The sequence below is a fragment of the Pseudomonas uvaldensis genome, assembly GCF_021271205.1.
GTDB classification, from domain to species: Bacteria; Pseudomonadota; Gammaproteobacteria; order Pseudomonadales; family Pseudomonadaceae; genus Aquipseudomonas; species Aquipseudomonas uvaldensis.
Genome location: NZ_JAIWKS010000003.1, coordinates 644,482 through 668,752, shown reverse-complemented (window position 1 = coordinate 668,752; position 24,271 = coordinate 644,482). Strand labels below are relative to the sequence as shown.

Genomic DNA, 24,271 nt, shown 5'->3' with positions numbered 1-24,271 from the left:
CAGAAACGCGGGCCTCAAGGGCTGTAATACCCCACCGCCACCAGGAAATGCCCGACCTTCTTCAGGTACGCGTGCTTGTCCTCGACCTTGCCGGTCACCGGATTCTTCCACCGATATTCATACTCCCCCGCATTATGCTTGCCGATCAGAGCCAGGATCGGTTCCCCCACCGGTTTGCCATCGGGGTCCTTGATCTTGGCAAAGTCGATGTTGATCAACCGCAGATTGGTGCCATGAGCGACATACCGACGGGTATCGAGGTCGACAATGAACACGTACAGGTCATCCTGCAAGTAGCCGCCCTTGAGGGAGTTGATTGCCGTCAACGTGCTCTTCTCGTTCGTCAGCAAGTCGCTTGAAGCCTTGTCCAGCAGCGCCCTGGCCTGTTCGGCGGAAGCCCGTGGCAGGTAGTAGCCGACCGCCAGGATCCGCTCGCCGACCCGTTGGAAATACACATGCTTGCGCTCGACCCTGCCGTCCGCCCAGTTTTGCCAACGGTACTCGGCTTGTTGAATGCCACTGGCTTCGGGGGTCTTCAGGGCGTCTTTGAAGGCCTTGCGCAAATCCGGGCCCAGCACTTCGGAAACGTCTCGCCCGATCAGCGCCGACGATGGCCCGCCGCTGGCGAGCATCACTCCTTGGGTGTCCACCACGAACACATAGCGATCCTGATCGACGAATTCCCCTTGGCGACTGAAGGCGGCAAACGCCTTGTCGCCATTGTCGTGGTAGTAGGCCAAGGCCTTTTCCAGCAAAGCCTTGGCTGCCTGGCCATCATCTGCTGTCGCAGCGTGTGCCGATGCCAGCCCCAGCAATAGCATTGCGACCAACCCGGTCGTCCTGCGAAGAAACCCCATGCGCGCGCCCCCGTTCGTTTTGATGTTTCAAAAGCGTAGACGGCGTGGAGGCGATGTAGAAGTATTCAGGGAATTAGGGGTTGTCTGGCAGGACGCCTTCGCGAGCCCGCTCGCGATGGCGTCCTGCCAGTCACTACCTGTAGACAGACCACTATCGAGAGCAGGCTCGCCCCACAAAGGAACTATTGGCCCCGGGCGCTGAGTTGTTGCTGCAAATGCTGAATCTGCGCCTGCAGGGTGTTGATATTGCGGGTGACCTGGCCGCGGAAGGCGTCGAACTCGGCGGTACTGCCGCCTTTGTCCTGCTGACTCTTGAGCACGATGATGTCCTGCTCCAGGCGATCGATGGCGGAGTTGGAGGTGGCCCTTTTCAACGCGGTGATATCGGCACCGATGCTCTTGAGCTGAGCATCCAGGGCGCCGCCCTCTCCTTGGTTTTTAAGAGTGGTGACTTCAGCCGCCAGCGCCTTGAGCTGGGTCTGGAGCTCTTTGTTGATGGCTTGCAGCTGCGTGTTGATGTTCTGCTGTTCAGTGCCCTGTGCAATCAGTTGGGCCAGTTCCTTGTCCAGGTCGGCGGACGGACCGAACGCGCCTTGCAACTGCCGGTATTGCTCCTGCAGTTTGCTCTCGAACAGCCGGGCCTGCTCCTGCAGCTTGCTGTCCAGTTGCCTGACCTGCAATTTCAAGGCTTCGCTGTCGCTCATGACATTGGACTGGCCGGCAACCACCTTGCCGGAAATGTCCTGCAAGCGCCCCGCCGCGTCCTCACTGATCCGGGCGAAGCTTTCCTGGGTGGCCACCAACTGCTGTTCCATCAGGGAAATCTGCTGGAAACTCCACCACGCCAGGAAGCCGAGCGCACACAACAATGCGCCGACCAGTGCCCACAGCGGTCCGGTGCTGGGCCCCTTGACCCTGGCGGCCGCAACGGGCGCCGTACGCGCTTGTACGTGGGGCGGGCGGTTGGACAAAAAGTCCTCGTCATCGGGAATGTCGGCCCGCATCCGCAGGCTCGGTACATCATCGAAGTCGTCGTTGGCATCGTTACGCATGGGCATGGGTTCAACCTTTGGGAAACCGGTAATGGCATGATGCGGCGAGTATAACCCCCTCGCCCGCCGCACCGATTGACCCCGAACCCGGCACTCGGTTCATGATGGGCCGATCAGCGGCCTTTCCACCAACTGCAGAACTCATCGAGAGCCGTCCACAGGCTGACCTGCGGATCGTAATCGAGATAATGCCGGGCCCGGCCGATGTCCAGGGTGAAATGCTTGTTCATGACCTGCATGCCCAGGCGCGATAACGTCGGTTCGGGACGGCCCGGCCATAGCTTGCATATGCCTTCGTTCAAGGCGGCGACGCTGTAGGCCAATCCGTAGGAACGGTAACGCCGCACTTGCGGAACGTCCATCCGGCGCATCACATAATTGACCACATCCCACAGCGGAACCGGCGCCCCGTTGCTGATGTTATAGGCCTTGCCCAGGGCCGAGCCGGTCACCAGCAGACTGCTGAGCAAGGCTTCGTTGAGGTTCTGCACGCTGGTGAAGTCCACCTTGTTCAAACCGTTGCCGACAATGGCCAACCGCCCCTTGCGCTGCATTTTCAACAGCCGTGGGAAAATGCTCATGTCACCGGCCCCGGTCACGAAGCGCGGCCGCAGGGCCAGCACTTCGAGGCCAAACTCCTGGGCACCGAAGACCTTCTGCTCGGCCAGGTACTTGGTTGCCGCGTAAGGATGTCCAAAGCGTTTGGGCACCTGGTCTTCGGTCAACCCAAGGTGATCATGGCCATCAAAATAGATCGACGGCGACGACAAGTGGACCAGGCGCCGGACCTTCTGCTTGAGACATGCCTCGACGATATTCTCGGTGAGCTGGACATTGCCCAGGTGAAAATCCTGATAGCGCCCCCACAGCCCCACCGCGCCAGCGCAATGCACCACGGCCTCGACATCCAGGCAGAGGTCGCGAGCCAGCAGTGGATCGCTCAAGTCCCCGGGTACGAACTGCGCGCCGCGACGCACCAGGTGGTCCACACTCTCGGCCCGGCGTCCGTTGACCCGTACATCCAGGCCCTGCTCCAGGGCGAAACGCGCGAAGCGTCCACCAATGAAGCCGCTTGCGCCGGTGACCAGAATCTTCATGAATACTCCCAACAAGTGCAGCGACGGGCTGCGAGCCCCCGTTGCAGGTTAATCTCAACGCCGCAAGCGGCTTGACGCTTAACGCGGCCTCCAAGGCACCAGCGACTGGCCGCAGGTGCGGATCAATCGATCGGTCAATGAACCGAGCAACTGCCCTCCATTGCGCCAATGATGCCAGTACAACGGCACATCGATCGGTTTATCTGCGAACAATTCCACCAACTCGCCCCGAGCCAGTTGTTCACGCACCTGCAGCTCAGGCACCAGCCCCCAGCCAAGCCCGACCTCGGCAAGACGAATGAAGCCTTCCGACGACGGGCAAAGATGGTGCTCGAAACCACCTTCCACCCCCAGGGAGGCCAGGTAGCGATGCTGGAGAAAGTCGTCCGGGCCGAACACCAGCGCCGGGGTACGGGCCAATTGATCGGCGCGCACACCGTTGGGGAAATGCCGGGCGATGAACGCCGGGCTGGCCAGGGCCCGGTAGCGCATGGCCCCGAGCAATACGCTACGGGCACCAGCCACCGGACGCTCACTGGCGCAGACACACGCCGCCACTTCACCGGCGCGCATGCGCTTGAGGCCGACGGTCTGGTCCTCGACCACCAGATCCATCAGCAAATGATGCTCGGCACAAAAATCACCCACCGCGGCCGCCCACCAGGTCGCCAGGCTGTCGGCGTTCAAGGCGATGCGCAAGCGCTCGGGCACTCCCTCTTCATCCAGCGCCGGGACCTGGCTTTGCAAGTCGCGCTCCAGCAGACGCACTTGCTGCACATGGTTGAGCAAACGCCGACCGATCTCGGTAGGCGCCGGCGGCGTGGCGCGTATCAGTACCGGCTGCCCGACCCGCGCCTCCAGCAACTTGATGCGCTGGGAAATGGCCGATTGCGACAAACCAAGTACTTGGGCGGCCCGCTCGAAACCGGCTTGCTCGACCACCGCCGCCAGAGCGGAAAGCAATTTGTAATCGAACATCAGTTCCTCTAATGAGCAATCAGTAGGATTTGTTTTTCTTATACAGCGTCGCACCGGAGAATGACCAGCACTCAACACCTCGCGGAGAAGTAATGATGTGGCAAAGCTATGTGAACGGCTTGTTGGTGGCCCTCGGCCTGATCATGGCCATCGGTGCCCAGAATGCTTTTGTCCTGGCCCAGAGCCTGCGTCGCGAACACCATTTGCCGGTGGCCGCCCTGTGCGTCACCTGCGATGCCTTGCTGGTGATGGCCGGGGTCTTCGGGCTGGCGACGCTGTTGGCCCAGAGCCCGCTGCTGCTGTCGATCGCCCGTTGGGGCGGCGCGGCGTTCCTGCTCTGGTACGGCAGTCTGGCGTTGCGCCGGGCCTGTTCGAAACAGAGCCTGCAGGAAGGCGGCAAACAAGCCGTGCGCTCACTGCGGGCGGTACTGCTCAGCGCATTGGCGGTGACACTGCTCAACCCACACGTGTATCTGGACACCGTGTTGCTGATCGGCTCCCTCGGCGCCCAGCAGAGTGTTCCCGGTGCCTACGTCGTGGGCGCGGCAAGTGCCTCTCTGCTGTGGTTCTTCACCCTGGCCCTGGGGGCCGCCTGGCTCGCCCCGTGGCTGGCCCGGCCCACGACATGGCGGGTATTGGACGTGCTCGTGGCGGTGATGATGTTTACCGTGGCGGTGCAATTGATCGTCGCCGGCTGATTATTGCAAACCGCTCTGGAACCTCTATTCCACACAGTTGTTGCGTGGTTATGCCGCACCCCCGGTGCTATGATCCGGGTCTTGCGCCGCAAGGAGTATAAACTCCCCGGCGCTAGTCCGGCCGCCCGTGATCGGCCTTGCGCTCACCGCAACTGACCTGATTAGGAGAATCACCATGGCTTTCGAATTGCCGCCGCTGCCCTACGCACACGATGCACTGCAGCCGCACATCTCCAAAGAAACTCTGGAATTCCACCACGACAAGCACCACAACACCTACGTCGTGAACCTGAACAACCTGGTGCCAGGCACCGAGTTCGAGGGCAAGACCCTGGAAGAAATCGTCAAGACTTCCTCGGGCGGTATCTTCAACAACGCCGCTCAGGTCTGGAACCACACCTTTTACTGGAACTGCCTGGCCCCTAACGCCGGCGGCGAACCTACCGGTGCGCTGGCCGAAGCCATCAACAAGGCCTTCGGTTCGTTCGACAAGTTCAAGGAAGAGTTCAGCAAGACGTCCATCGGCACCTTCGGTTCCGGCTGGGGCTGGCTGGTGAAAAAAGCGGACGGTTCCCTGGCCCTGGCCAGCACCATCGGCGCCGGCAACCCGCTGACCAGCGGCGACACCCCGCTGCTGACCTGCGATGTCTGGGAACACGCTTACTACATCGACTACCGCAACCTTCGTCCGAAATACGTCGAAGCGTTCTGGAACCTGGTCAACTGGAAATTCGTGGCCGAGCAGTTCGAAGGCAAGACCTTCACCGCCTGATTCGCGCTCCAGCCCAAAAGAACCCGGCACCTGCCGGGTTCTTTTTTGCCCGACGGGAAAGGGCCCGGCTATCGGAACGCTGGAAACGACCTCACGTCCGAATCCCAACAAAAAATCCCCCGCGGGCTCAAGTTGCGCCCCCTCCCAACCGACATAAAGACCATAGAGCAATCACTCTGAAAGAACCGTATATCGGCCATGTTCCAGGCGAAACTCCCTGTGTTCGATTGTCCCTTTGACTGACATCACAGGATTGCCAATACTCATGGCAACTTGACGCTACCCGCACGGTACAAGGAATCCCTCTTTGAAGCTGGAATTAAAGAACAGCTTGTCTGTGAAGTTGCTCCGGGTCGTGCTCATCTCGGCATTGATCGTCGGCATGATCTTGAGCTGCGCTCAGATCGTGTTCGATGCCTACAAAACCAACCAGGCCGTTACCAACGACGCCCTGCGAATCCTCGATATGTTCCGCGATCCTTCGACCCAGGCCGTCTACAGCCTCGATCGGGAAATGGGCATGCAAGTGATCGAAGGACTGTTCCAGGACAAAGCCGTACGCATGGCCTCCATCGGTCACCCTCGCGAAACCATGCTCGCGGAAAAGACCCGGCCCCTGCAGGATTCGAAAAGCCGCTGGCTGACCGACCTCATCCTGGACAAGGAACGTACTTTTACTACGCAACTGGTGGGTCGCGGTCCGTTCAGCGAATACTACGGCGACCTGAGCATCACCCTCGATACGGCCAGCTACGGACACAGTTTCATTGTGAGCTCGGTGGTCATCTTTATTTCCGGCATGCTGCGGGCCCTGGCGATGGGCCTGGTGCTGTACCTGGTCTATCACTGGATGCTGACCAAGCCGCTGTCGCGCATCATCGAACACCTGACCGAAATCAACCCCGACCGCCCCAGCGAACACCAGATTCCGCTGCTGCGAGGCCATGAGCAGAACGAGCTGGGTCTGTGGATCAACACGGCCAACCAGTTGCTTTCCTCTATCGAGCGCAACACGCACCTGCGCCACGAAGCGGAAAACAGCCTGCTGAGAATGGCGCAATACGACTTTCTCACCGGCCTGCCCAACCGCCAGCAACTCCAGCAGCAGCTGGACAAGATCCTGGTGGATGCTGGCCGCTTGCAACGTCGGGTGGCGGTGCTGTGCGTGGGCCTGGATGATTTCAAGGGCATCAACGAACAATTCAGCTACCAGACCGGCGACCAATTGCTACTGGCCCTGGCCGATCGGCTGCGGGCCCACAGCGGACGCCTGGGGGCATTGGCGCGATTGGGGGGCGATCAGTTCGCCTTGGTCCAGGCCGACATCGAACAGCCTTATGAAGCCGCCGAATTGGCCCAGAGCATCCTCGATGACCTGGAAGCCCCCTTCGCCCTCGACGATCATGACATCCGTTTGCGGGCCACCATCGGTATCACTCTTTTCCCTGAAGATGGCGGCAATACGGAGAAGCTGCTGCAGAAAGCCGAGCAGACCATGACACTGGCCAAGACCCGCTCGCGCAATCGCTACCAGTTCTACATTGCCAGTGTCGACAGCGAAATGCGCCGACGCCGCGAGCTGGAAAAAGACCTGCGCGAGGCCTTGGTCCGGGATCAGTTCACCCTGGCGTACCAGCCACAGATCAGCTACCGCGACCTGCGCGTGGTGGGTACCGAAGCCCTGATCCGCTGGCATCACCCGGAGCACGGCTTCGTGCCACCCGACCTGTTCATTCCCTTGGCCGAGCAGAACGGCACCATCATCGCCATCGGCGAATGGGTACTGGACCAGGCCTGCAAGCAACTGCGCGAATGGCATGACCAGGGCTTCATCGAGTTGCGCATGGCCGTCAACCTGTCGACCGTGCAACTGCATCACGCCGAACTGCCCCGAGTGGTGAACAACCTGTTGCAAAGGTACCGCCTGCCGCCCCGCAGCCTGGAACTGGAGGTCACCGAAACCGGCCTGATGGAAGACATCACCACCGCCGCCCAGCATTTGCTGAGCCTGCGCCGTTCCGGCGCGCTGATAGCCATCGATGATTTCGGCACCGGCTATTCGTCCCTGAGTTACCTCAAGAGCCTGCCGCTGGACAAGATCAAGATCGACAAGAGCTTCGTCCAGGACCTGCTCGAAGACGAAGACGACGCAACCATCGTCCGGGCCATCATCCAGTTGGGCAAAAGCCTGGGGATGCAGGTGATCGCCGAAGGGGTCGAGACGGTCGAGCAAGAGGCCTACATCATTTCCGAGGGCTGTCACGAAGGTCAGGGCTACTACTACAGCAAGCCTCTTCCGGCCCGGGAACTGGGGGCGTACCTGAAGCAGGCACAGCGCAGCAAGGCCCTCATTCTCTGAAGGTTTCAAAAAGCGCTGCCGGGTCCGCGCCTGTCGGGGGATGGAAATGCTTCAAGGCGCAGATCCGGGCTGCAATCTTTCATCTACAGACTAGAAATATTTACAGTCACGCCCTTTACACATAATGCAAATCTTTCGCATTATGTCGCACCTTTTGCGCGCCCTCGCGCCAGTCCCATCCATTACCGAAGCAGGATGTTCGCCATGATTCGTATGCCCCTGGCTTCCGCCAGTCTGCTGGCCATCGCTATTTCCCTCGCCGGTTGCGGCGAAGGCAAGGACAAGGCTGCCGCGCCGCAAGCGCCGACGCCGGCCGCCAGCACTGCCGCACCGGCCACCCCGGCTGCCAGCGGCAAGGTCGACGAAGCCGCCGCCAAGGCCGTTGTCGCGCATTACGCCGACATTGTCTATGCCGTCTACAGCGATGCCGAATCCACCGCGAAAACCCTGCAGACCGCCATTGATGCATTCCTGGCCAAGCCGAACGCCGAGACCCTGAAAGCCGCCAAGGCAGCCTGGGTCGCCGCCCGCGTGCCTTACCTGCAGAGCGAAGTGTTCCGCTTCGGCAACACCATCGTCGACGACTGGGAAGGCCAAGTGAACGCATGGCCACTGGACGAAGGCCTGATCGATTATGTCGACAAGTCCTACGAACACGCCTTGGGCAACCCGGGCGCCACCGCCAACATCATTGCCAACACTGAAGTGCAGGTGGGCGAAGACAAGGTCGACGTAAAAGACATCACCCCGGAAAAACTCGCCAGCCTGAACGAGCTGGGCGGTTCCGAGGCCAACGTCGCCACCGGCTACCACGCCATCGAATTCCTGCTGTGGGGCCAGGACCTCAACGGCACCGGTCCGGGTGCCGGCAACCGTCCTGCGTCCGACTACCTGCAAGGCGCGGGTGCCACCGGCGGCCACAACGACCGTCGTCGTGCCTACCTCAAGTCGGTGACCCAACTGCTGGTCAGCGACCTGGAAGAAATGGTCGGCAACTGGAAGCCGAACGTGGCCGACAACTACCGCGCCACCCTGGAAGCCGAGCCTGCCGAAAGCGGCCTGCGCAAAATGCTGTTCGGCATGGGCAGCCTGTCCCTGGGCGAACTGGCGGGCGAGCGCATGAAGGTGTCCCTGGAAGCCAACTCGCCAGAAGACGAGCAGGACTGCTTCAGCGACAACACCCACTACTCGCACTTCTACGACGCCAAGGGCGTGCGTAACGTGTACCTGGGCGAATACACCCGCGTAGACGGCACCAAGATGACCGGCGCCAGCCTGTCGTCCCTGGTGGCCAAGGCCGATCCGGCTGCGGACACCGCGCTCAAGGCCGATCTGGCCGACACCGAAGCCAAGATCCAGGTCATGGTCGATCATGCCAACAAGGGTGAGCACTACGACCAGCTGATCGCCGCAGGCAATACCGCCGGCAACCAGATCGTGCGCGACGCCATCGCCGCGCTGGTCAAGCAGACCGGTTCAATCGAACAGGCCGCCGGCAAGCTGGGCATCAGCGATCTGAACCCGGACAACGCTGATCACGAGTTCTGATCAACGCTGCTGAATAAAAAGGCGACCTTCGGGTCGCCTTTTTATTGACTGAAACACCCGCATCCCTGTGGGAGCGAGCCTGCTCGCGATGGCGTCAGGTCAGCCAACATCTCTGTCGACAGGTCCACCGCTATCGCGAGCAGGCTCGCTCCCACAGTTGCATTCGGGTGCCCACGCAGGCAGTGTCTAGCCACAGGTCACAGCAACCCCGCCAGCCGCCCCTCGATAAACCGCCGCTCCGGCAGTTGCTGCGTCAACTCGAGCGCACGCCGGTACGCAGCCCTCGCCTCCTCCACTCGCCCCAATTGCCGACAGAACTCCGCCCGCGCCGAATGAGCGAGGTGATAGTCGAGCAACTCGCCACGCCGCAGGATTGCATCAATCAGATCCAGCCCCGCCGCCGGCCCGTCGCGCTTGGCCAGGGCGGCGGCGCGGTTGAGTTCGATCACCGGTGACGGCATGACGCGCAGCAGCACGTCATAAAGCCCGACGATCTGCGGCCAATCCGTCTCTTGGGCAGTCGCTGCTTCGGCATGGACCGCCGCAATTGCCGCTTGCAGGCAATAGGGACCGAATCGACGGGTATTCAGCGCAGCCTCCACCAGGGCACAACCTTCGGCGATCAGCTCAGCGTCCCACAGGGAGCGGTCCTGTTCATCCAGCAGGATCAATTCACCGGTATCGGAGGTGCGCGCCGGTCGACGGGACTCGTGCAACAGCATCAGGGCCAGCAATCCCATGACCTCGGCCTCAGGCAGCAACTCCATCAACAGGCGCGCCAGGCGTATGGCTTCTCGGGTCAGGTCTTCCCGAGTCAATTCGACCCCCATCGAGGCCGAATAGCCTTCGTTGAACACCAGATAGATAACCCGCAAGACACTGTCCAGCCGTTCGGGCAGTTCCGAGCGGGAGGGCACCTGGTAGGGAATTTTCGCATCGCGAATCTTCGCCTTGGCCCGCACGATGCGTTGGGCGATGGCCGCTGGAGCTGCGAGGAAAGCCCGGGCTATTTCTTCGGTGGTCAGGTCGCACACCTCCCGCAATGTCAGCGGCACCTGGGCATCCGCCGCCAGCGCCGGGTGACAGCAGGTGAAAATCAGGCGCAGACGGTCATCTTCCAAATCTTCGTCGCTCCAATCGGACTGTTCCAGCGCTTCGAGCTGGGCGATCAACATCGGTCGCGATGCCGCGAAGCGCGCCCGTCTGCGCAAACGGTCAATCGCCTTGAAGCGTCCCGTGGACACCAGCCACGCCCGAGGATTGTCTGGCACACCGTCGAGCTGCCAACGCTCGACCGCAATGAAAAACGCCTCGTGCAGCGCCTCTTCCGCCAGGTCGAAGTCCCCCAGCAGGCGAATCAGTGTGGCCAGGATCCGTCGCGAGTCCTGGCGATAGACCTGCTCGACCCGCGTCTTGACCGCTTCGGCCGACATCAGTCGGGCATACCTTGGGTGACCAGTGCTTCGAGCCGGTCCAGACTCTCCCCCCAGCCTTCATGAAAACCCATGGCCTCGTGCGCCTGGCGGTCCTCTTCACTCCAGTGAAGGGCACGGGCGGTGTAGCGGGTTTTACCACCCTCGTCATCAAGCACCACCTCGGCGGTCATGAAGGCTTTGCCTGACGGCAGCCAGCCGGGAAGAAATGCATCGGTGAACACCAACCGCTGCGGCGCGACGATTTCCAGGAACACCCCCATGGTCGGGTACTCGCTGCCGTCGGGCGCACGCATCAGCGTGCGGAACTGGCCACCGACCCACAGGTCCATCTCGCACTCCGGCGTAGTCATGCCATGGGGTCCCCACCACTGCGCCAGCAGGGCCGGTTCGGTCCAGGCGCGGAAGATCTTCTGGCGCGGAGCATCGATCAACCGGCTGATGGATAACTCGAAAGAGGCAGGCTTGAGGTTCATGGGCAATATCCTGTTTGTGATTGTTGTTCAGGGGTTCAGTTGGCGTACCGGCCGGACTTCGACACAGCCGACCCGGGCCGCCGGAATGTTGCCGGCGACCTGGATGGCCTCGTTCAAGTCCTTGGCGTCGATCAGGTAGAAGCCCGCCAGTTGCTCCTTGGTTTCGGCGAACGGGCCGTCGGTGATCGACAGCTTGCCACCGCGCATGCGTACCGTGGTGGCGGTCTGTACCGACTCCAGGGCCTCGGCGGCGATCATCCGTCCGCTGCCCTGGACCGACTCCGCGTAAGCCAGGCATTCCGCATCCTCCGGGCTGTCGGGCGAGTCGTGCAGCGTTTGCTCGTTGCTATACACCAGGCATAAGTACTTCATGGAAAGCTCCGGGATCGAACTGATCAACTATGACGGTAGAACCGTGCGATGGAGAAAAAACCGACGATCAGGGCTGCAGATCGAAGATCGCGGTACCGGCCATCGGGTCGAACGGCGCCGACCAATGCTCATGGACAATCTTCCATTGCCCGGCGACGCGTTGATAGCAAGCCGTTACGCGCATCCAGCAAGCTTGTTCTTCGCCTTTGTCGTTGGTACCGCCGCAATAGGCCAGCCAATGGGCGAAGGCAATGTTGTCCGCCGGGGTGATCCGGATTTGATGGAAGTCGAACTTGTGCGGGCCGGGGCACATTTCCATGCAGGCCTGCCAATGGGCGCGATAGGCGGTCTTGCCTTTGAATTGCAAGGCCTGAATGGCATCGAACGAAACGATGTCCTCGTCGTAGAGCGCCATGACTTTTTCGACGTCCTTGGCCATGACAGCTTGGCGATAGGTATCGATCAGGGCCTGGATTTCGGTTTCGGTGGCTTGGGTATTCATGCTGGTTCTCCGCAGGTTTTTGTTGAAGACACCCTTGGTCGTCTGGAGAAACGGAGAATCGACAATCCGGATAAAAATAATTTGCCGGCCTGGAGGCATTGCCCGCCGTGGCGCGTGCAGTCTGGCCGGAAATCAGGGGTCTGGAGCTCTCGGTCGATCCCCGTAACGAATCGGCGATCAGCTTGTATACCTGACTGGGCCGGGTCGACAACGGCGAGGCCTACAAGGGCCTCGCCGGTCATGGACGGCGGATGGGATTGATCTTCTAGGCTTTGAGCGGTATCCAGACCTCCAGGCTGCCTTCGCCGGTCCTGGGGTTGAAGTCTTCACTGTAGCGTTCGAACTCCGGTTGATCCGCTGCTTCATGGCCTGATCGAGGCAACCACTCTTTCCAGATATACCGGAATGTTTCCGGCAACGTCTTCAACGGCCCCCGATGTTCGAACACCGCATAGTGGGCAGGCTGGAGCTCGATCCAGCGGTATTGTTCCGGCAAATCGTCCAGGCGGCTGATCTCGACGCCGGCGATGTATTCGAACCCGCCCTTGCCATCCGGATTGCAGCACACGCCGTAGGTCACGTCACTGACCTGCCCTGGCACCTCACCGAGCCAGGGTAAAAACTTTTCCCAGAGCAGAGGAATATCCTGGGCGGTTTCGGGGGTAAAACGAGCGCCAAAACCGGCAATGAGCTGAAAGTGTCCCTGTTCAAAACGTGGCTGGGCTGTGTAATCGCGCTCGTGCTTTTCCATGCGTCAACACTCCGCAAAACATGAAGTCGGGCTTGGCAGTATAGAAGCCAAACCATGATCGCCAGGCCGTTTCGCTTTTCAGGCTCCGAAAATCGCAGGGCCAGTGGCGACGCTTAAGAACTCGTTGTAACCAGAAACGATCACGTAGAGCGCGAAATAGCAGAAGATCGCAGCGGATGCCCAATAGGAATAACGTAATAATTTATCCCCCAACAGCTTGCCGCCCTGGGTCGCCGCCAGGCACACGCCCGCACACCACAGCAGACCGGCACTCAGGAACCCGCTGAGGAACAGTGCCGAGCTGAGCAGCGTGCCACCACCTGAGCGGGCAATGAGCGTACCGCCTACCGCCGCGAACCAGAGGATCGCGCTGGGCGACGACATGGCCAGGAAGATGCCTCGGAAAAACTCCTGGCGAGAGGAGTTATCGCGGGCCTCGGAAGCCTGGACCAGCACCGCGTCGTGATGAATCGCTGAGTGGACCATTTTCGCGGCAAAGTACAGCAACAACCCTGAGCCGCCGATCCACAAGACCCAGCGTACCGCCTCGTATTGCAACAATACCGTCATACCGGCCAGCGCCAGCACGGCGTAGATCAGGTCACCCACACATGTCCCCAGGCCCAGGGCAAAACCCTGGAAATAGCCCCGCTGCATGGCCAGGGTGATCATCGCAATGTTGGCCACGCCAATGTCCAGGCATAAGGAAAGGCTCAGCAGGAAACCGCTGGAAAACTCCATTGTTCAGTCCATTCGAAGAGGTACGACGGGTTTAGGGCGCGCAGTCGACAACCAGGGTCCTGCGACCGGCTCGACAGTGTCGTCGAAAATAGTTGTCGGCCGCCACTGGACAATATCCCCTGCACGCCCTTATCTTGCGCCGCAGGCCACCGCAGTGGCCAACGTCGCTCGGACGGTTCCGGGCGCTCACGTATCTCGAGGCAACAATGGCCGAACAAGGTTCGTCGCGCCGCTTTGCGCGCATCGATCGACTCCCCCCCTATGTATTCAATATCACTGCCGAGCTGAAGATGGCTGCGCGTCGGCGCGGCGAAGACATCATCGACTTGAGCATGGGTAACCCCGACGGCGCCACGCCCCCGCACATCGTGGAAAAACTGGTCACCGTCGCCCAGCGCGAAGACACTCACGGCTACTCCACCTCAAAGGGCATCCCACGCCTGCGCCGCGCCATTTCGCGCTGGTACAAGGACCGCTATGAGGTGGACATCGACCCCGAGAGCGAAGCCATCGTCACCATCGGCTCCAAGGAGGGCCTGGCCCACCTGATGCTGGCGACCCTGGACCAGGGCGACACGGTGCTGGTGCCCAATCCCAGTTATCCGATCCACATCTACGGTGCGGTGATCGCCGGCGCCCAGGTCCGCTCGGTGCCGCTGGTGCCTGGCGTGGATTTCTTCGACGAGCTGGAGCGGGCCATTCGCGGCTCGATTCCCAAGCCGAAGATGATGATCCTGGGCTTCCCGTCCAACCCCACCGCACAGTGCGTGGAGCTGGACTTCTTCGAGCGGGTCATCGCCCTGGCCAAGCAATACGACGTGCTGGTGATCCACGACCTGGCCTACGCCGACATCGTCTATGACGGCTGGAAAGCCCCGTCGATCATGCAGGTTCCCGGGGCGAAGGACATCGCGGTGGAGTTCTTCACCCTGTCCAAGAGCTACAACATGGCGGGCTGGCGCATCGGCTTCATGGTGGGCAACCCGGAGCTGGTCAGCGCTCTGGCGCGGATCAAGAGCTATCACGACTACGGCACCTTCACCCCGCTGCAAGTGGCCGCCATCGCCGCGCTCGAAGGCGACCAGCAATGCGTGCGCGACATCGCCGAGCAGTACCGCCAACGCCGCAATGTGCTGGTCAAGGGCCTGCATGAGCTGGGCTGGATGGTGGAAAATCCCAAGGCATCGATGTACGTCTGGGCCAGAATTCCCGAGGCCTATGCGCATTTGGGTTCGCTGGAGTTCGCCAAGAAGTTGCTGGCCGAAGCCAAGGTGTGCGTCTCGCCGGGGGTGGGGTTCGGGGAATATGGGGATGATCATGTGCGCTTTGCGCTGATCGAGAACCAGGACCGGATCCGTCAGGCCGTGCGTGGAATCCGCGCAATGTTCCGGGCGGATGGGCTGGTACAAAAGACCAACGCCTGACGCAAAACCCACTGTGGGAGCGGGCCTGTGGGAGCAAGGCTTGCCCGCGATGAAGACGACGCGGTCGACTTGGGATCGAGGTGTCTGGATCGCGGGCAAGCCATGCTCCCACATTGGTTACTGCGTTTCGGTCAGATCACCAGCGACAACAGCAGGATAAAGATCAGCCCCACCACGGACAGGATGGTTTCCATCGCTGTCCAGGTCTTGAAGGTTTCGGCCACGGTCATGTTGAAGTACTGCTTGACCAACCAGAAACCCGCATCGTTCACGTGCGACAGGATCAGCGAGCCGGCACCGGTGGCCAGGACCAGCAGCTCACGGTTCACACCCGGAATCATCCCCACCACCGGCACCACGATACCGGCACCGGTAATGGTTGCCACGGTCGCCGAACCTGTGGCGATACGGATCACCGCCGCCACCAGCCAGGCCAGCAGGATCGGAGAAATCTGCGCGCTCACGGCCATGTGGCCGATCACGTCACCCACGCCGCTGGTCACCAGCATCTGCTTGAAGCCACCGCCGGCACCGATGATCAGGATGATCGCAGCCGTCGGAGCAAGGCTGGCGTCCAGCCACTTCAGCATCTGGTTGGAACCGATGCCCTGCTTGTAGCCGAAGGTGTACAGCGAGAGCAGCAAAGCCAGCAGCAAGGCCGAGATCGGGTGGCCGATCATGTCCATCCAGACCCGGAAGAGGTTGCCGTCCGGCAGCGCCACATCCGCGAAGGTCTTGAGCAGCATCAGGAATACCGGCGACAGCACGGTGATCAGGGTGATGCTGAAGCTTGGCAGTTCGGCGGCATTCGTCTCCCGGGCCAGTTGGTCCACCAGCTCCTGGTTCGGGTGACCGGGAATGTGCTTGGCAATGAACGTACCGAAGATCGGCCCGGCGATGATGGCGGTCGGCAGCGCTACGATCAGGCCGTAGAGAATGGTCTTGCCGATATCAGCGCCGAATATGCCGATCGCCAGCAACGGCCCCGGATGCGGTGGTACCAGGCCATGGACGGCGGAAAGACCGGCCAACAGCGGAATACCGATCTTGATGATCGATACGCCGGTGCGGCGCGCGACGATGAACACCAGCGGGATCAACAGCACGAAGCCGATTTCGAAGAACAGCGGGATGCCCACCAGGAACGCGGCGAACATCATGGCCCATTGCACCTTTTCCCTGCCGAAGGCGCGGATCAGGGTCTGGGCGATCTGATCGGCCCCCCCCGATTCGGCCATCATTTTTCCGAGCATCGTACCCAGCGCTAGGATGATGCCGACAAAGCCCAGCACCCCACCGAAGCCGTCCTGGAACGCCTTGATGATAGTGCCGGTCGGCATGCCCGATGTCAGGCCGAGGAACGCGGCGGCGATGGTCAGGGCAATGAAGGGATGGAACTTGAACTTGGTGATGAGGACGATGAGTCCGATCACCGTGACCACTGCATCCAGCAGCAGAAACGTCTCGTGGGACATGCCAAACATGGGAGGTGTCTCCTGATTTGTTGTTGTTATTGAAGCAGTTATTCGTTAGCTGTCGGGACAGCGCTGTCTTTCTGACGCGTTGAAAAAACTCAGCTGGCGAGCTTGAGGCCGTGGGCCAGCCACCAGACGTAAGCCTCACGTGCCAGCTCGTCGACGCTGTGGCTGGATGCATCCAGGGCCAGGGTCAAGGGCTCGCCGACAGGCGACTCGAGGGTGGCGAACTGACTATCGATCAGGGTCGACGGCATGAAATGGCCCGGACGATGGGAAACCCGGTCGGCAGCCACTTCAGGTGTGAGTTCGAGGAATACGAAGCCCAGGCCCGGCAAGGCGCTGCGCAGGCGCTCGCGATAACTGTGCTTGAGGGCCGAACAGGTCAACACCGGGCGTTCGCCCCTGGCATCGACACGACGCAGCTCTTCGCACAGGCTGTCGAGCCAGCCGGCACGGTCGTCGTCGTTCAAGGGAATACCGGCACTCATCTTCTGGATGTTGGCCGCTGGGTGGAAAGTGTCGCCTTCGATGGCGGTGGCGCCGCTCAACTGGCACAGGGCCTGGCTGACGCATGTCTTGCCGCAACCGGCAACGCCCATGATGACGAGGGCGGTGATGGGATTGTTCATGTAACACCTCAGCGCGCAGACAGCGCTACCTTTGCGAGTTATGACACCAATGCAAAAGCAGAAGTTGCCGACGCCTTCTTGTCATTTTTGTAGTTGCAGCATGTTCGTTCACGACATCCACGGGCGGAGATCAGGCAAAACCCCGGTCACGTATTTGCAGCCACGTCGAGACAGCGCTACCTTAGTGCCTTGATTTTTGTTTGGCAAGCCACCCTGATGACTGTCCCTAAAAACGATAAAAATACACGCACCACCGGTCGCCCTACGCTCAACGAAGTCGCACGACTGGCTGGCGTCAGCCCCATCACCGCCTCCCGAGCCCTGCGCGGGGTCAGCACCGTTGCCACCGAGCTGGTGGAAAAAGTCCGCCACGCCGCCGTTGAACTCAACTACGTGGTCAATCCCGCCGCCCGCGCCCTGGCTTCGGCGCAAAGCCATTCGGTAGTGGTACTGGTGCCGTCGTTGTCCAACCTGCTGTTCATCGACACCCTGGAAGCCATCCATCGCGTGCTCAGACCCAAGGGCTTCGAAGTGGTGATCGGTAACTACCACTACTCGCGGGACGAAGAAGAAGACTTGCTGCGCAACTACATGGCCTATCAACCACGTGGTTTGCTGCTGACCGGTTTCGACCGCACTGAAAGTGCCCGACGCATGATCGAGGCCAGCAACATTCCCTGTGTGTACATGATGGAACTGGACCCCGGCGCGGGCCTTAACTGCGTCGGCTTCTCCCAGCTCAAGGCCGGCGAAACAGCCGCCGAACACCTGATTTCCAGGGGGCGCAAACGCCTGGCCTACATCGGCGCACAGTTGGACCAGCGCACCCTGCTGCGTGGCGAAGGCTTTCGTCGGGCACTGCAAAAGGCCGGTCTCTATGACCCGGACCTGGAGCTGCTGACGCCACGCCCGTCATCGGTGGGCCTGGGCGGCGAGTTGTTCCTTCAACTGCTGGCCAGTCATCCGGACGTCGATGCGATTTTCTTCGGCAACGACGACCTGGCCCACGGGGCGCTGTTCGAGGCGCTGCGCTGTGGCATCAGGATTCCCGAACAAATATCGGTGCTGGGCTTCAACGACCTGCCCGCCTCGGCCCATATGGTCCCGCGCCTGAGCAGCATCAGTACGCCACGGGAGGCCATCGGCCAACGTGCCGCCGAGCAGATGCTGACGTTGATGGCCGGCAACCGCATCGCGCAGCCGGTGGTCGACATGGGTTTTGAACTCAAGGTTCGCGAAAGCACCTGATCTCGATGCGGTGGAACCGTGCCGCCGGGCGGCAAGGGTTGGCCGCCGGGCGGCCTGCCTGCATTCGCTGAAGCCCGGTGGCATGGGGCTTTCCAGCGACGGCATGGTAATTGCTCCTGCCCATCGCTCAGCCATTACCTACAGGTGTCCATCATGTTGGTCAGTGCAAAACAGCAAATGATTAATCTGCCGCTCAAGCGTCCCGGGGAGGACCCCACGGCGGAGGCCGCCATCGGCCTGCAAAGCGCCGCCCTGCAGGCGTTGCGCGACAACGTCCAGGCCCAGGCCAGCCAAGTTCAGGAGTCTGCTACCCGCCAGGCCACCCAGCAGGTCAACGCGGCCACGGTCATCAGCGACAACGTCGATGAAGCGTTCGCCAAGACCCGCGTGCAGTTGCAGACCGTTGGTGGCGCTGCAACGGCCGAGTTCAAGGACTACATGAGCAAGACGCCGGAAGAACGCCTTCGCGACAGCATTCTCAAGGAGATGGGCATCACCGAAGAAGAATACGAGGCAATGCCGCCCGAGAAAAAACTGGCGGTCAGCCAGGAAATTGCCCAGCGTATGCAGGACAAGACGGCAATCGCACAAGTGGAGAAAGAACAGGAACGCCGCACGGATGCCAAGGAACCGTCCGTGGACCCCTTCCTGGCCGCTGTCTGAGCTCAACAGCCCTTCCAAGCTGGGGCCGATGATGCCCCAGCAGCTTCACACCCGACCGTTATAATGCCCGCCCCTCCTCGCCTCCGACTCTGATATGCCTGAGATTCACTACATGCTGCTCGACGCGCCACTATGGCCGTTGATGAACAAGTTCTATCGTGCCCACCAATCCTCGATGAAAGCAGTGCGTGACGCGCAGCTATGGGTGGCGCGCGAGGAACACATCGTCGCAGCCCTCTGTCTGCGGCCGGTATCGGGCGGGCATTGGTTGACCGGGCTGTTTGTCGACCCGGCGTACCGCGAGCAAGGGATCGCCGCCCGGTTGATTGCCGAAGCGATCAAAGGTGTGGAGGAACCGGTGTGGTTGTTCTGCCATCCGGACTTGCGCGGTTTCTATGAGCGACGCGGTTTCAGCTTCGATCCGGCGCTGCCTTATGCGATGGCCGAGCGCCTGAGCCGGTATGCCCGCAACAAGCCGATGATTGCGATGGGGTTGGTGCCCAAGGCACTGAATTGAATGCATCCCCTGTGGGAGCGGGCTTGCTCGCGAATGCGGACTGATTGTCAACATCGTCGTTGGACGCCAGATCGCATTCGCGAGCAAGCCCGCTCCCACAGGGGTTATGTGTAGCTGTCCAATTAATCGTCAGCAGCCGGATCCAGATCCGGAAACATCACTTCAGTGAAACCGAACTTGCTGAAATCCTTGATTCGCGACGGGTAAAGACGCCCGATCAAGTGATCGCATTCATGCTGCACCACCCGCGCATGGAAACCCGAGGCCATCCGCACGATCGGCTCGCCCTTGGGATCGAAGCCTTCATAGCGAATGTGCTGATAACGCTCCACAGCCCCACGCAGGCCCGGTACTGACAGGCACCCTTCGAAGCCCTCTTCCATCAACGGGCTCAGCGGTGTGATCAGCGGGTTGATCAGGATGGTCTGGGGCACTGCCTCGGCATCGGGATAACGCTCGCTGTGCTCGAAACCGAAGATCACCAGCTGCAGGTCCACACCGATCTGCGGCGCCGCCAGCCCGACACCACCAACGCTTTCCATGGTCTGGAACATGTCGTCGATCAATTGCCACAACTGCGGGCTGTCGAACATCTCGACAGGCACCGGCGGGGCGATGCGCAGCAGGCGTTCATCGCCCATTTTCAGGATTTCACGAATCATGGTCGGGCTTCGTCAGGGTGGGTGTGATGGATGGAATGGTCGCGCCCCAGGCCCGACACATGCTGTTTTTCGTGCTGGCCAGGGCTCTTTTCCCCAGGGTCCTTGCCCTCGGAAGACATGTGCTCGATCACCGCATTCATCTCTGCGCCGAGCAACAGCACCGCCGAAGAAATATAGAAGTACAGCAACAGCACGATAATCGCACCGATACTGCCATACATGGCGTTGTAGTTGGCAAAGGTCTTGACGTAAAACGCAAAGCCCAGGGAAGCGATGATCCACACCACCACCGCCAGCACCGAACCCGGCGTGATGAAGCGAAACTCCTGCTTGACGTCGGGCATTACGTAATAGATCAGTGCCACGGCCACCATCAGCAGGAAGACGATCACCGGCCAGCGCACGATCGTCCAGACCGTGACAATGAACTCCTCCAGCCCCACCTGCGCCGCGATCCAGCCCATCACCTGCGGCCCGAGCACCATCAACGCCGCAGCCGCCAAAAGCATGCCGGCAATGCCGACCGTGTACAGAATCGACAGCGGGAAGCGTTTCCAGGCTGGACGCCCTTCCACCACGTCGTAGGCGGCGTTCATCGCACTCATCATCAAGCGCACACCCGCAGAGGCAGTCCACAAGGCAATGACGATACCCACCGACAACAACCCACCCTTGGATTGCTGCAACTGATCGATCACCGGGTTGACCTGCTCCAGGGCCTGGGGCGGCAGCACCAGTTCCGATTGCAGGCGCAGCCAGGAGAAGAAATCCGGCAGGTGCAGGAAGCCGATCAAGGCAATCAGGAAGAGAATGAAGGGGAACAGCGAAAACAGCATCTGGTAGGCCAATGCCGAGGCGTAGGTCGACATCTCGTCGTCGAGAAACTCGGTCACGGTACGCATCATCACACGATGAAGGGGTAAGCCTTTCAAGGCCGGAAACATCATGTGCGTCTCCTTTCGCCGCAAAAAAAGGAAGGTCGTCTGGCGACTCATAGGGTTGTTATCCAAGACAAAGTAACCTGTTTGGCGACTTTGGAACAATTTCCCAGGTGCAAGTTCGAGCCGACATGAAAACGGCCATCCGCAGATGGCCGTTCCAATCGTTTTTTCACGACAGCCCGGTCAAGCCTCGTCGACGCCTTTCTTGAGCGCGTCCTTGGCCTTGCCTGCGGTTTGCTGGGCCTCACCTTTTTTCTCTTGCACCACGCCCTCGGCGCGCATGCGGTCGTTATCGGTGGCCTTGCCGACGCCTTGCTTGATGTTGCCCACAGCTTCGTTGGCAACGCCCTTCACCTTATCGCTCGTGCTACCCATGATGTCTCTCCTGTGAACAACGGTACGAAAAGTCATTACATAAGGGTTGACCGGGGCCGTTTGCGGGGAGTTTCATTTTTCGGCGGCATATTTCATCGTCGAACGCAGGTTGCGCTTTATGTTTGCCGGCCAACCCCCGAGAATGCCCCACGTATTCGGGCTGCGGCCTGAAGCTCCAATCCCGTAGGAATGTTATGAAACTCGATAAGAAACAGGCCATCGCCCGCAGAAACCAGGAACTGGGCGGTGCCGTACTGGGCGTCAATAATTGCCACTTCAGCGAATTGAACCGCAACCGCAACATCTTCTGGTTCAACATCCCGGTGACACGCCTGGCCGTCGGTCAGTACGAATGGGTCCATCTGTTGCTGCACACTCCGACCACCGACGAGCTGCTGCACTTGAAGGTACCGACCGTGTTCCTGCGGGAAAAGATGGAAGGCCTGGAAGTACGTAACCAGGGCAAGCGCAAGGCAGCCCTGAGCCTGGAGCTGAGTGCCGACAAGGATTCGTATCTGCAGGATTTGCGGCCCGGTGGTACCAACCTGAATTTCGCCCAGTTCAAGTTGTAACCGGTACCGCCGTGGGAGCAAAGCTTGCTCGCGATTGCGTCGGCTGGCCTACCTCAATCGCGAGCAAGCTTTGCTCCCACAGATTGTGGATTGCAGCCTGCCCTACTTCTTCAGACCCAGCTTCCTGAGCTCTTCATCCCGCAACTCGCGTCGCAGAATCTTGCCCACGTTGGTAGTCGGCAAGGCATCGCGGAACTCCACCGCCTTGGGCACCTTGTAGCCAGTGACGTTGGCGCGCATGTGCTCCATCACCTGCTCCTTGGTCAGCGTAGCCCCCGGCCGGACGACGATGAAAATCTTGATCGCCTCGCCGGATTTCTCGTCCGGTATGCCGATGGCGGCGCATTGCAGCACGCCCGGCAAGGTCGCCAACACGTCTTCCAGTTCGTTGGGGTACACATTGAAGCCCGAGATCAGGATCATGTCTTTCTTGCGATCGACGATGCGCATGTAGCCGTCCGGCTGGATCAGCGCGATGTCCCCGGTCTTGAGCCAGCCTTCGCTGTCGAGGATCTCGTCGGTGGCTTCCTGACGTTGCCAGTAGCCCTTCATGACTTGCGGCCCCTTCACGCACAGCTCGCCGACTTCCCCCAGCGGCAATTCGACGCCCGCGTCGTTGATCACCTTGCACAGCGTCGACGGCACCGGAATGCCAATGGTACCCACCTGAACCTTCTGGATCGGGTTGACGGTGGCTACCGGGCTGGTCTCGGTCATGCCGTAGCCTTCGCAGATCGGGCAGCCGGTGACCTCCTTCCAGCGCTCGGCCACCGCCAGTTGCAGGGCCATGCCACCGGACAGGGTAACCTTGAGCGCCGAGAAATCCAGCTTGCGGAAACCTTCGTTGTTGCACAGGGCCACGAACAGCGTATTGAGGCCGACGAAACCGCTGAACTTCCACTTGGACAGTTCCTTGACCATCGCCGGAAGATCCCGCGGGTTGCTGATCAGGACGTTGTGGTTGCCGATCAGCATCATCGCCATGCAATGAAAGGTGAAGGCATAGATGTGGTACAGCGGCAGCGGCGTGATCAACACTTCGCAACCTTCATTGAGGTTGGAGCCCATCAGCGCCTTGCATTGCAACATGTTGGCCACCAGGTTGCGATGGCTCAGCATCGCGCCCTTCGCCACGCCGGTGGTACCGCCGGTGTATTGCAGCACCGCCACATCGTCGCTGGACGGGTTGGCCTCGGTCACGGGCTGACCGTGGCCCTTGCTCAGCACGTCGTTGAACTTGACGGCCTTGGGCAGGTGATACGCCGGGACCATCTTCTTGACGTACTTGATCACGCTGTTGATCAACAGACGCTTGAGCGGCGGCAACAGGTCGGCAACTTCGGTAACGATGACGTGTTTGACGCTCGTCTTGGGCACTACGTTTTCGGCCAGGTGCGCCATGTTGGCCAGGCACACCAGCGCCTTGGCGCCTGAGTCGTTGAACTGATGCTCCATTTCCCGCGCCGTGTACAGCGGGTTGGTGTTGACCACGATAAGACCGGCACGGATCGCACCGAACACGGCCACCGGGTACTGGAGAACGTTGGGCAGTTGCACGGCGATTCGATCGCCGGGCTGCAAATCGGTATGCTGTTGCAGATACGCGGCAAAGGCACCGGACAGTTCGTACAGTTCACCGTAGGTGATCGTCTTGCCGAGGTTGCTGAATGCCGGCTTGTTGGCGAAGCGTTGGCAGGATTGCTTCAACACTGCCTGAATATTCGGATACTCGTCTGGATTGATGTCGGCAGCAATCCCAGCTGGGTACTTATCCTTCCAAAAGTCTTCAATCATGGAAGCCCACTCCTCAGCAACGCGAATTCTCACCGCATTTGATGCGATTATTATTGGTGTGTGTTTGTTGGTGAATCTGGCTTGAATGAAGGCCGAGAAGTCACAAAAGCGCGCCGAGAGTAGCAGCTTTGCCAAGGGTCGACTAGAGCCAAAATAGGCCTCCCTAGTCACTAATCCGACTCAAGAATATTCAGTGGTCATTTTTAGAGTAAAAATACTAAGCCCTGTTAAAACCTCTGACATACACATGAACCTGTGGGAGCGGGCTTGCTCGCGAATGCAGTGTGTCAGGCAATGAAAGTCGACTGACACACTGCATTCGCGAGCAAGCC

At 60.4% G+C, this 24,271-nt stretch carries 25 protein-coding genes and 1 pseudogene; 10 read left to right on the top strand and 16 right to left on the bottom strand.

Features of this window, described 5'->3' with window-relative positions; genetic code table 11:
• Window positions 1-14 precede the first annotated feature (14 nt).
• The 4 genes from LCU97_RS09620 to LCU97_RS09605 form a co-directional block, all read right to left on the bottom strand.
• Complete coding sequence (locus LCU97_RS09620; RefSeq protein ID WP_232776221.1) at window positions 15-857, bottom strand: cache domain-containing protein; 843 nt, start codon at window positions 855-857, stop codon at window positions 15-17.
• 182 nt (window positions 858-1,039) lie between these two features.
• Window positions 1,040-1,915, bottom strand: a complete 876-nt coding sequence (locus tag LCU97_RS09615) for an ATPase (protein ID WP_232776220.1) — start codon at window positions 1,913-1,915, stop codon at window positions 1,040-1,042.
• A 107-nt stretch (window positions 1,916-2,022) separates the two neighbouring features.
• The gene (locus LCU97_RS09610) at window positions 2,023-3,006 is read right to left on the bottom strand and encodes an NAD-dependent epimerase/dehydratase family protein (RefSeq protein WP_232776219.1); all 984 of its coding nucleotides are present in this window, start codon (window positions 3,004-3,006) and stop codon (window positions 2,023-2,025) included.
• A gap of 78 nt (window positions 3,007-3,084) precedes the next feature.
• Window positions 3,085-3,984, bottom strand: a complete 900-nt coding sequence (locus LCU97_RS09605) for a LysR family transcriptional regulator ArgP (protein WP_053146266.1) — start codon at window positions 3,982-3,984, stop codon at window positions 3,085-3,087.
• Window positions 3,985-4,079: 95 nt separating this feature from the next.
• On the opposite strand from LCU97_RS09605, the gene LCU97_RS09600 reads away from it, so the two are divergent.
• From LCU97_RS09600 to LCU97_RS09585, 4 genes are all read left to right on the top strand, one after another.
• Entirely contained in the window at window positions 4,080-4,682 is a 603-nt protein-coding gene (locus tag LCU97_RS09600) for a LysE/ArgO family amino acid transporter (protein WP_232776234.1), read from the top strand.
• A gap of 175 nt (window positions 4,683-4,857) precedes the next feature.
• Complete coding sequence (locus tag LCU97_RS09595) at window positions 4,858-5,454, top strand: superoxide dismutase (RefSeq protein WP_053146260.1); 597 nt, start codon at window positions 4,858-4,860, stop codon at window positions 5,452-5,454.
• A 307-nt stretch (window positions 5,455-5,761) separates the two neighbouring features.
• Window positions 5,762-7,813 (top strand): putative bifunctional diguanylate cyclase/phosphodiesterase, encoded by a 2,052-nt coding sequence (locus LCU97_RS09590; RefSeq protein ID WP_053146257.1) that lies wholly within the window; start codon window positions 5,762-5,764, stop codon window positions 7,811-7,813.
• A 204-nt stretch (window positions 7,814-8,017) separates the two neighbouring features.
• Window positions 8,018-9,361 carry an imelysin family protein gene (locus LCU97_RS09585; protein WP_053146254.1) on the top strand — a complete coding sequence of 448 codons (1,344 nt, stop codon included), beginning with the start codon at window positions 8,018-8,020 and terminating at the stop codon, window positions 9,359-9,361.
• Between the two features lie 197 nt (window positions 9,362-9,558).
• On the opposite strand, the gene LCU97_RS09580 is transcribed toward LCU97_RS09585, so the two are convergent.
• The 4 genes from LCU97_RS09580 to LCU97_RS09565 form a co-directional block, all read right to left on the bottom strand.
• A complete protein-coding gene (locus LCU97_RS09580) occupies window positions 9,559-10,794 on the bottom strand; it encodes an RNA polymerase sigma factor (protein ID WP_053146251.1) in 1,236 nt (411 codons plus the stop codon).
• A complete protein-coding gene (locus LCU97_RS09575) occupies window positions 10,794-11,270 on the bottom strand; it encodes an SRPBCC family protein (RefSeq protein ID WP_053146248.1) in 477 nt (158 codons plus the stop codon). Before LCU97_RS09575 ends, LCU97_RS09580 begins: the two co-directional genes overlap by 1 nt.
• A 27-nt stretch (window positions 11,271-11,297) precedes the next feature.
• Window positions 11,298-11,642, bottom strand: a complete 345-nt coding sequence (locus LCU97_RS09570) for a YciI family protein (RefSeq protein ID WP_053146245.1) — start codon at window positions 11,640-11,642, stop codon at window positions 11,298-11,300.
• A 67-nt stretch (window positions 11,643-11,709) separates the two neighbouring features.
• Window positions 11,710-12,144, bottom strand: a complete 435-nt coding sequence (locus tag LCU97_RS09565) for a YybH family protein (protein ID WP_232776218.1) — start codon at window positions 12,142-12,144, stop codon at window positions 11,710-11,712.
• Window positions 12,145-12,227: 83 nt separating this feature from the next.
• Here LCU97_RS09565 and LCU97_RS09560 point away from each other — a divergent pair.
• Window positions 12,228-12,413: pseudogene (locus tag LCU97_RS09560) on the top strand (GNAT family N-acetyltransferase); the annotation flags it as partial.
• Here LCU97_RS09560 and LCU97_RS09555 read toward each other — a convergent pair.
• Together LCU97_RS09555 and LCU97_RS09550 are read right to left on the bottom strand one after the other, a co-directional pair.
• Entirely contained in the window at window positions 12,410-12,895 is a 486-nt protein-coding gene (locus tag LCU97_RS09555; RefSeq protein WP_053146239.1) for a GyrI-like domain-containing protein, read from the bottom strand. The pseudogene LCU97_RS09560 and the gene LCU97_RS09555 overlap by 4 nt on opposite strands.
• A 78-nt stretch (window positions 12,896-12,973) precedes the next feature.
• Window positions 12,974-13,636: a LysE family translocator gene (locus LCU97_RS09550; RefSeq protein ID WP_232776217.1), complete on the bottom strand. Its 663-nt coding sequence runs from the start codon at window positions 13,634-13,636 to the stop codon at window positions 12,974-12,976.
• A 206-nt stretch (window positions 13,637-13,842) separates the two neighbouring features.
• Here LCU97_RS09550 and alaC point away from each other — a divergent pair, with 206 nt between their 5' ends.
• Window positions 13,843-15,060 carry an alanine transaminase gene (gene alaC, locus LCU97_RS09545; protein ID WP_053146233.1) on the top strand — a complete coding sequence of 406 codons (1,218 nt, stop codon included), beginning with the start codon at window positions 13,843-13,845 and terminating at the stop codon, window positions 15,058-15,060.
• Window positions 15,061-15,191: 131 nt separating this feature from the next.
• On the opposite strand, the gene LCU97_RS09540 is transcribed toward alaC, so the two are convergent.
• Both LCU97_RS09540 and LCU97_RS09535 read right to left on the bottom strand, forming a co-directional pair.
• On the bottom strand, window positions 15,192-16,544 hold the full coding sequence (locus tag LCU97_RS09540; protein WP_053146231.1) for a GntP family permease: 1,353 nt from the start codon (window positions 16,542-16,544) through the stop codon (window positions 15,192-15,194).
• A gap of 89 nt (window positions 16,545-16,633) precedes the next feature.
• A complete protein-coding gene (locus LCU97_RS09535) occupies window positions 16,634-17,167 on the bottom strand; it encodes a gluconokinase (protein ID WP_053146228.1) in 534 nt (177 codons plus the stop codon).
• A gap of 216 nt (window positions 17,168-17,383) precedes the next feature.
• Here LCU97_RS09535 and gntR point away from each other — a divergent pair, with 216 nt between their 5' ends.
• The 3 genes from gntR (at window position 17,384) to LCU97_RS09520 (ending at window position 19,595) form a co-directional block, all read left to right on the top strand.
• Complete coding sequence (gntR, locus tag LCU97_RS09530) at window positions 17,384-18,415, top strand: HTH-type transcriptional regulator GntR (protein ID WP_053146225.1); 1,032 nt, start codon at window positions 17,384-17,386, stop codon at window positions 18,413-18,415.
• A gap of 153 nt (window positions 18,416-18,568) precedes the next feature.
• Window positions 18,569-19,078, top strand: a complete 510-nt coding sequence (locus tag LCU97_RS09525; protein WP_232776215.1) for a hypothetical protein — start codon at window positions 18,569-18,571, stop codon at window positions 19,076-19,078.
• A 94-nt stretch (window positions 19,079-19,172) separates the two neighbouring features.
• On the top strand, window positions 19,173-19,595 hold the full coding sequence (locus LCU97_RS09520; RefSeq protein WP_232776213.1) for a GNAT family N-acetyltransferase: 423 nt from the start codon (window positions 19,173-19,175) through the stop codon (window positions 19,593-19,595).
• Window positions 19,596-19,717: 122 nt separating this feature from the next.
• Here LCU97_RS09520 and def read toward each other — a convergent pair whose 3' ends face one another.
• The 3 genes from def to LCU97_RS09505 form a co-directional block, all read right to left on the bottom strand.
• Entirely contained in the window at window positions 19,718-20,257 is a 540-nt protein-coding gene (def, locus tag LCU97_RS09515; protein WP_053146219.1) for a peptide deformylase, read from the bottom strand.
• Window positions 20,254-21,204: a YihY/virulence factor BrkB family protein gene (locus LCU97_RS09510; protein WP_053146216.1), complete on the bottom strand. Its 951-nt coding sequence runs from the start codon at window positions 21,202-21,204 to the stop codon at window positions 20,254-20,256. Before LCU97_RS09510 ends, def begins: the two co-directional genes overlap by 4 nt.
• A gap of 177 nt (window positions 21,205-21,381) precedes the next feature.
• Entirely contained in the window at window positions 21,382-21,573 is a 192-nt protein-coding gene (locus LCU97_RS09505; protein ID WP_053146213.1) for a CsbD family protein, read from the bottom strand.
• 194 nt (window positions 21,574-21,767) lie between these two features.
• On the opposite strand from LCU97_RS09505, the gene LCU97_RS09500 reads away from it, so the two are divergent.
• The gene (locus LCU97_RS09500; protein ID WP_232776212.1) at window positions 21,768-22,145 is read left to right on the top strand and encodes a hypothetical protein; all 378 of its coding nucleotides are present in this window, start codon (window positions 21,768-21,770) and stop codon (window positions 22,143-22,145) included.
• A gap of 102 nt (window positions 22,146-22,247) precedes the next feature.
• Here the strand turns inward: LCU97_RS09500 and fadD1 are convergent, their stop codons facing one another.
• On the bottom strand, window positions 22,248-23,939 hold the full coding sequence (gene fadD1 / locus LCU97_RS09495) for a long-chain-fatty-acid--CoA ligase FadD1 (RefSeq protein WP_053146207.1): 1,692 nt from the start codon (window positions 23,937-23,939) through the stop codon (window positions 22,248-22,250).
• Window positions 23,940-24,271 lie beyond the last annotated feature (332 nt).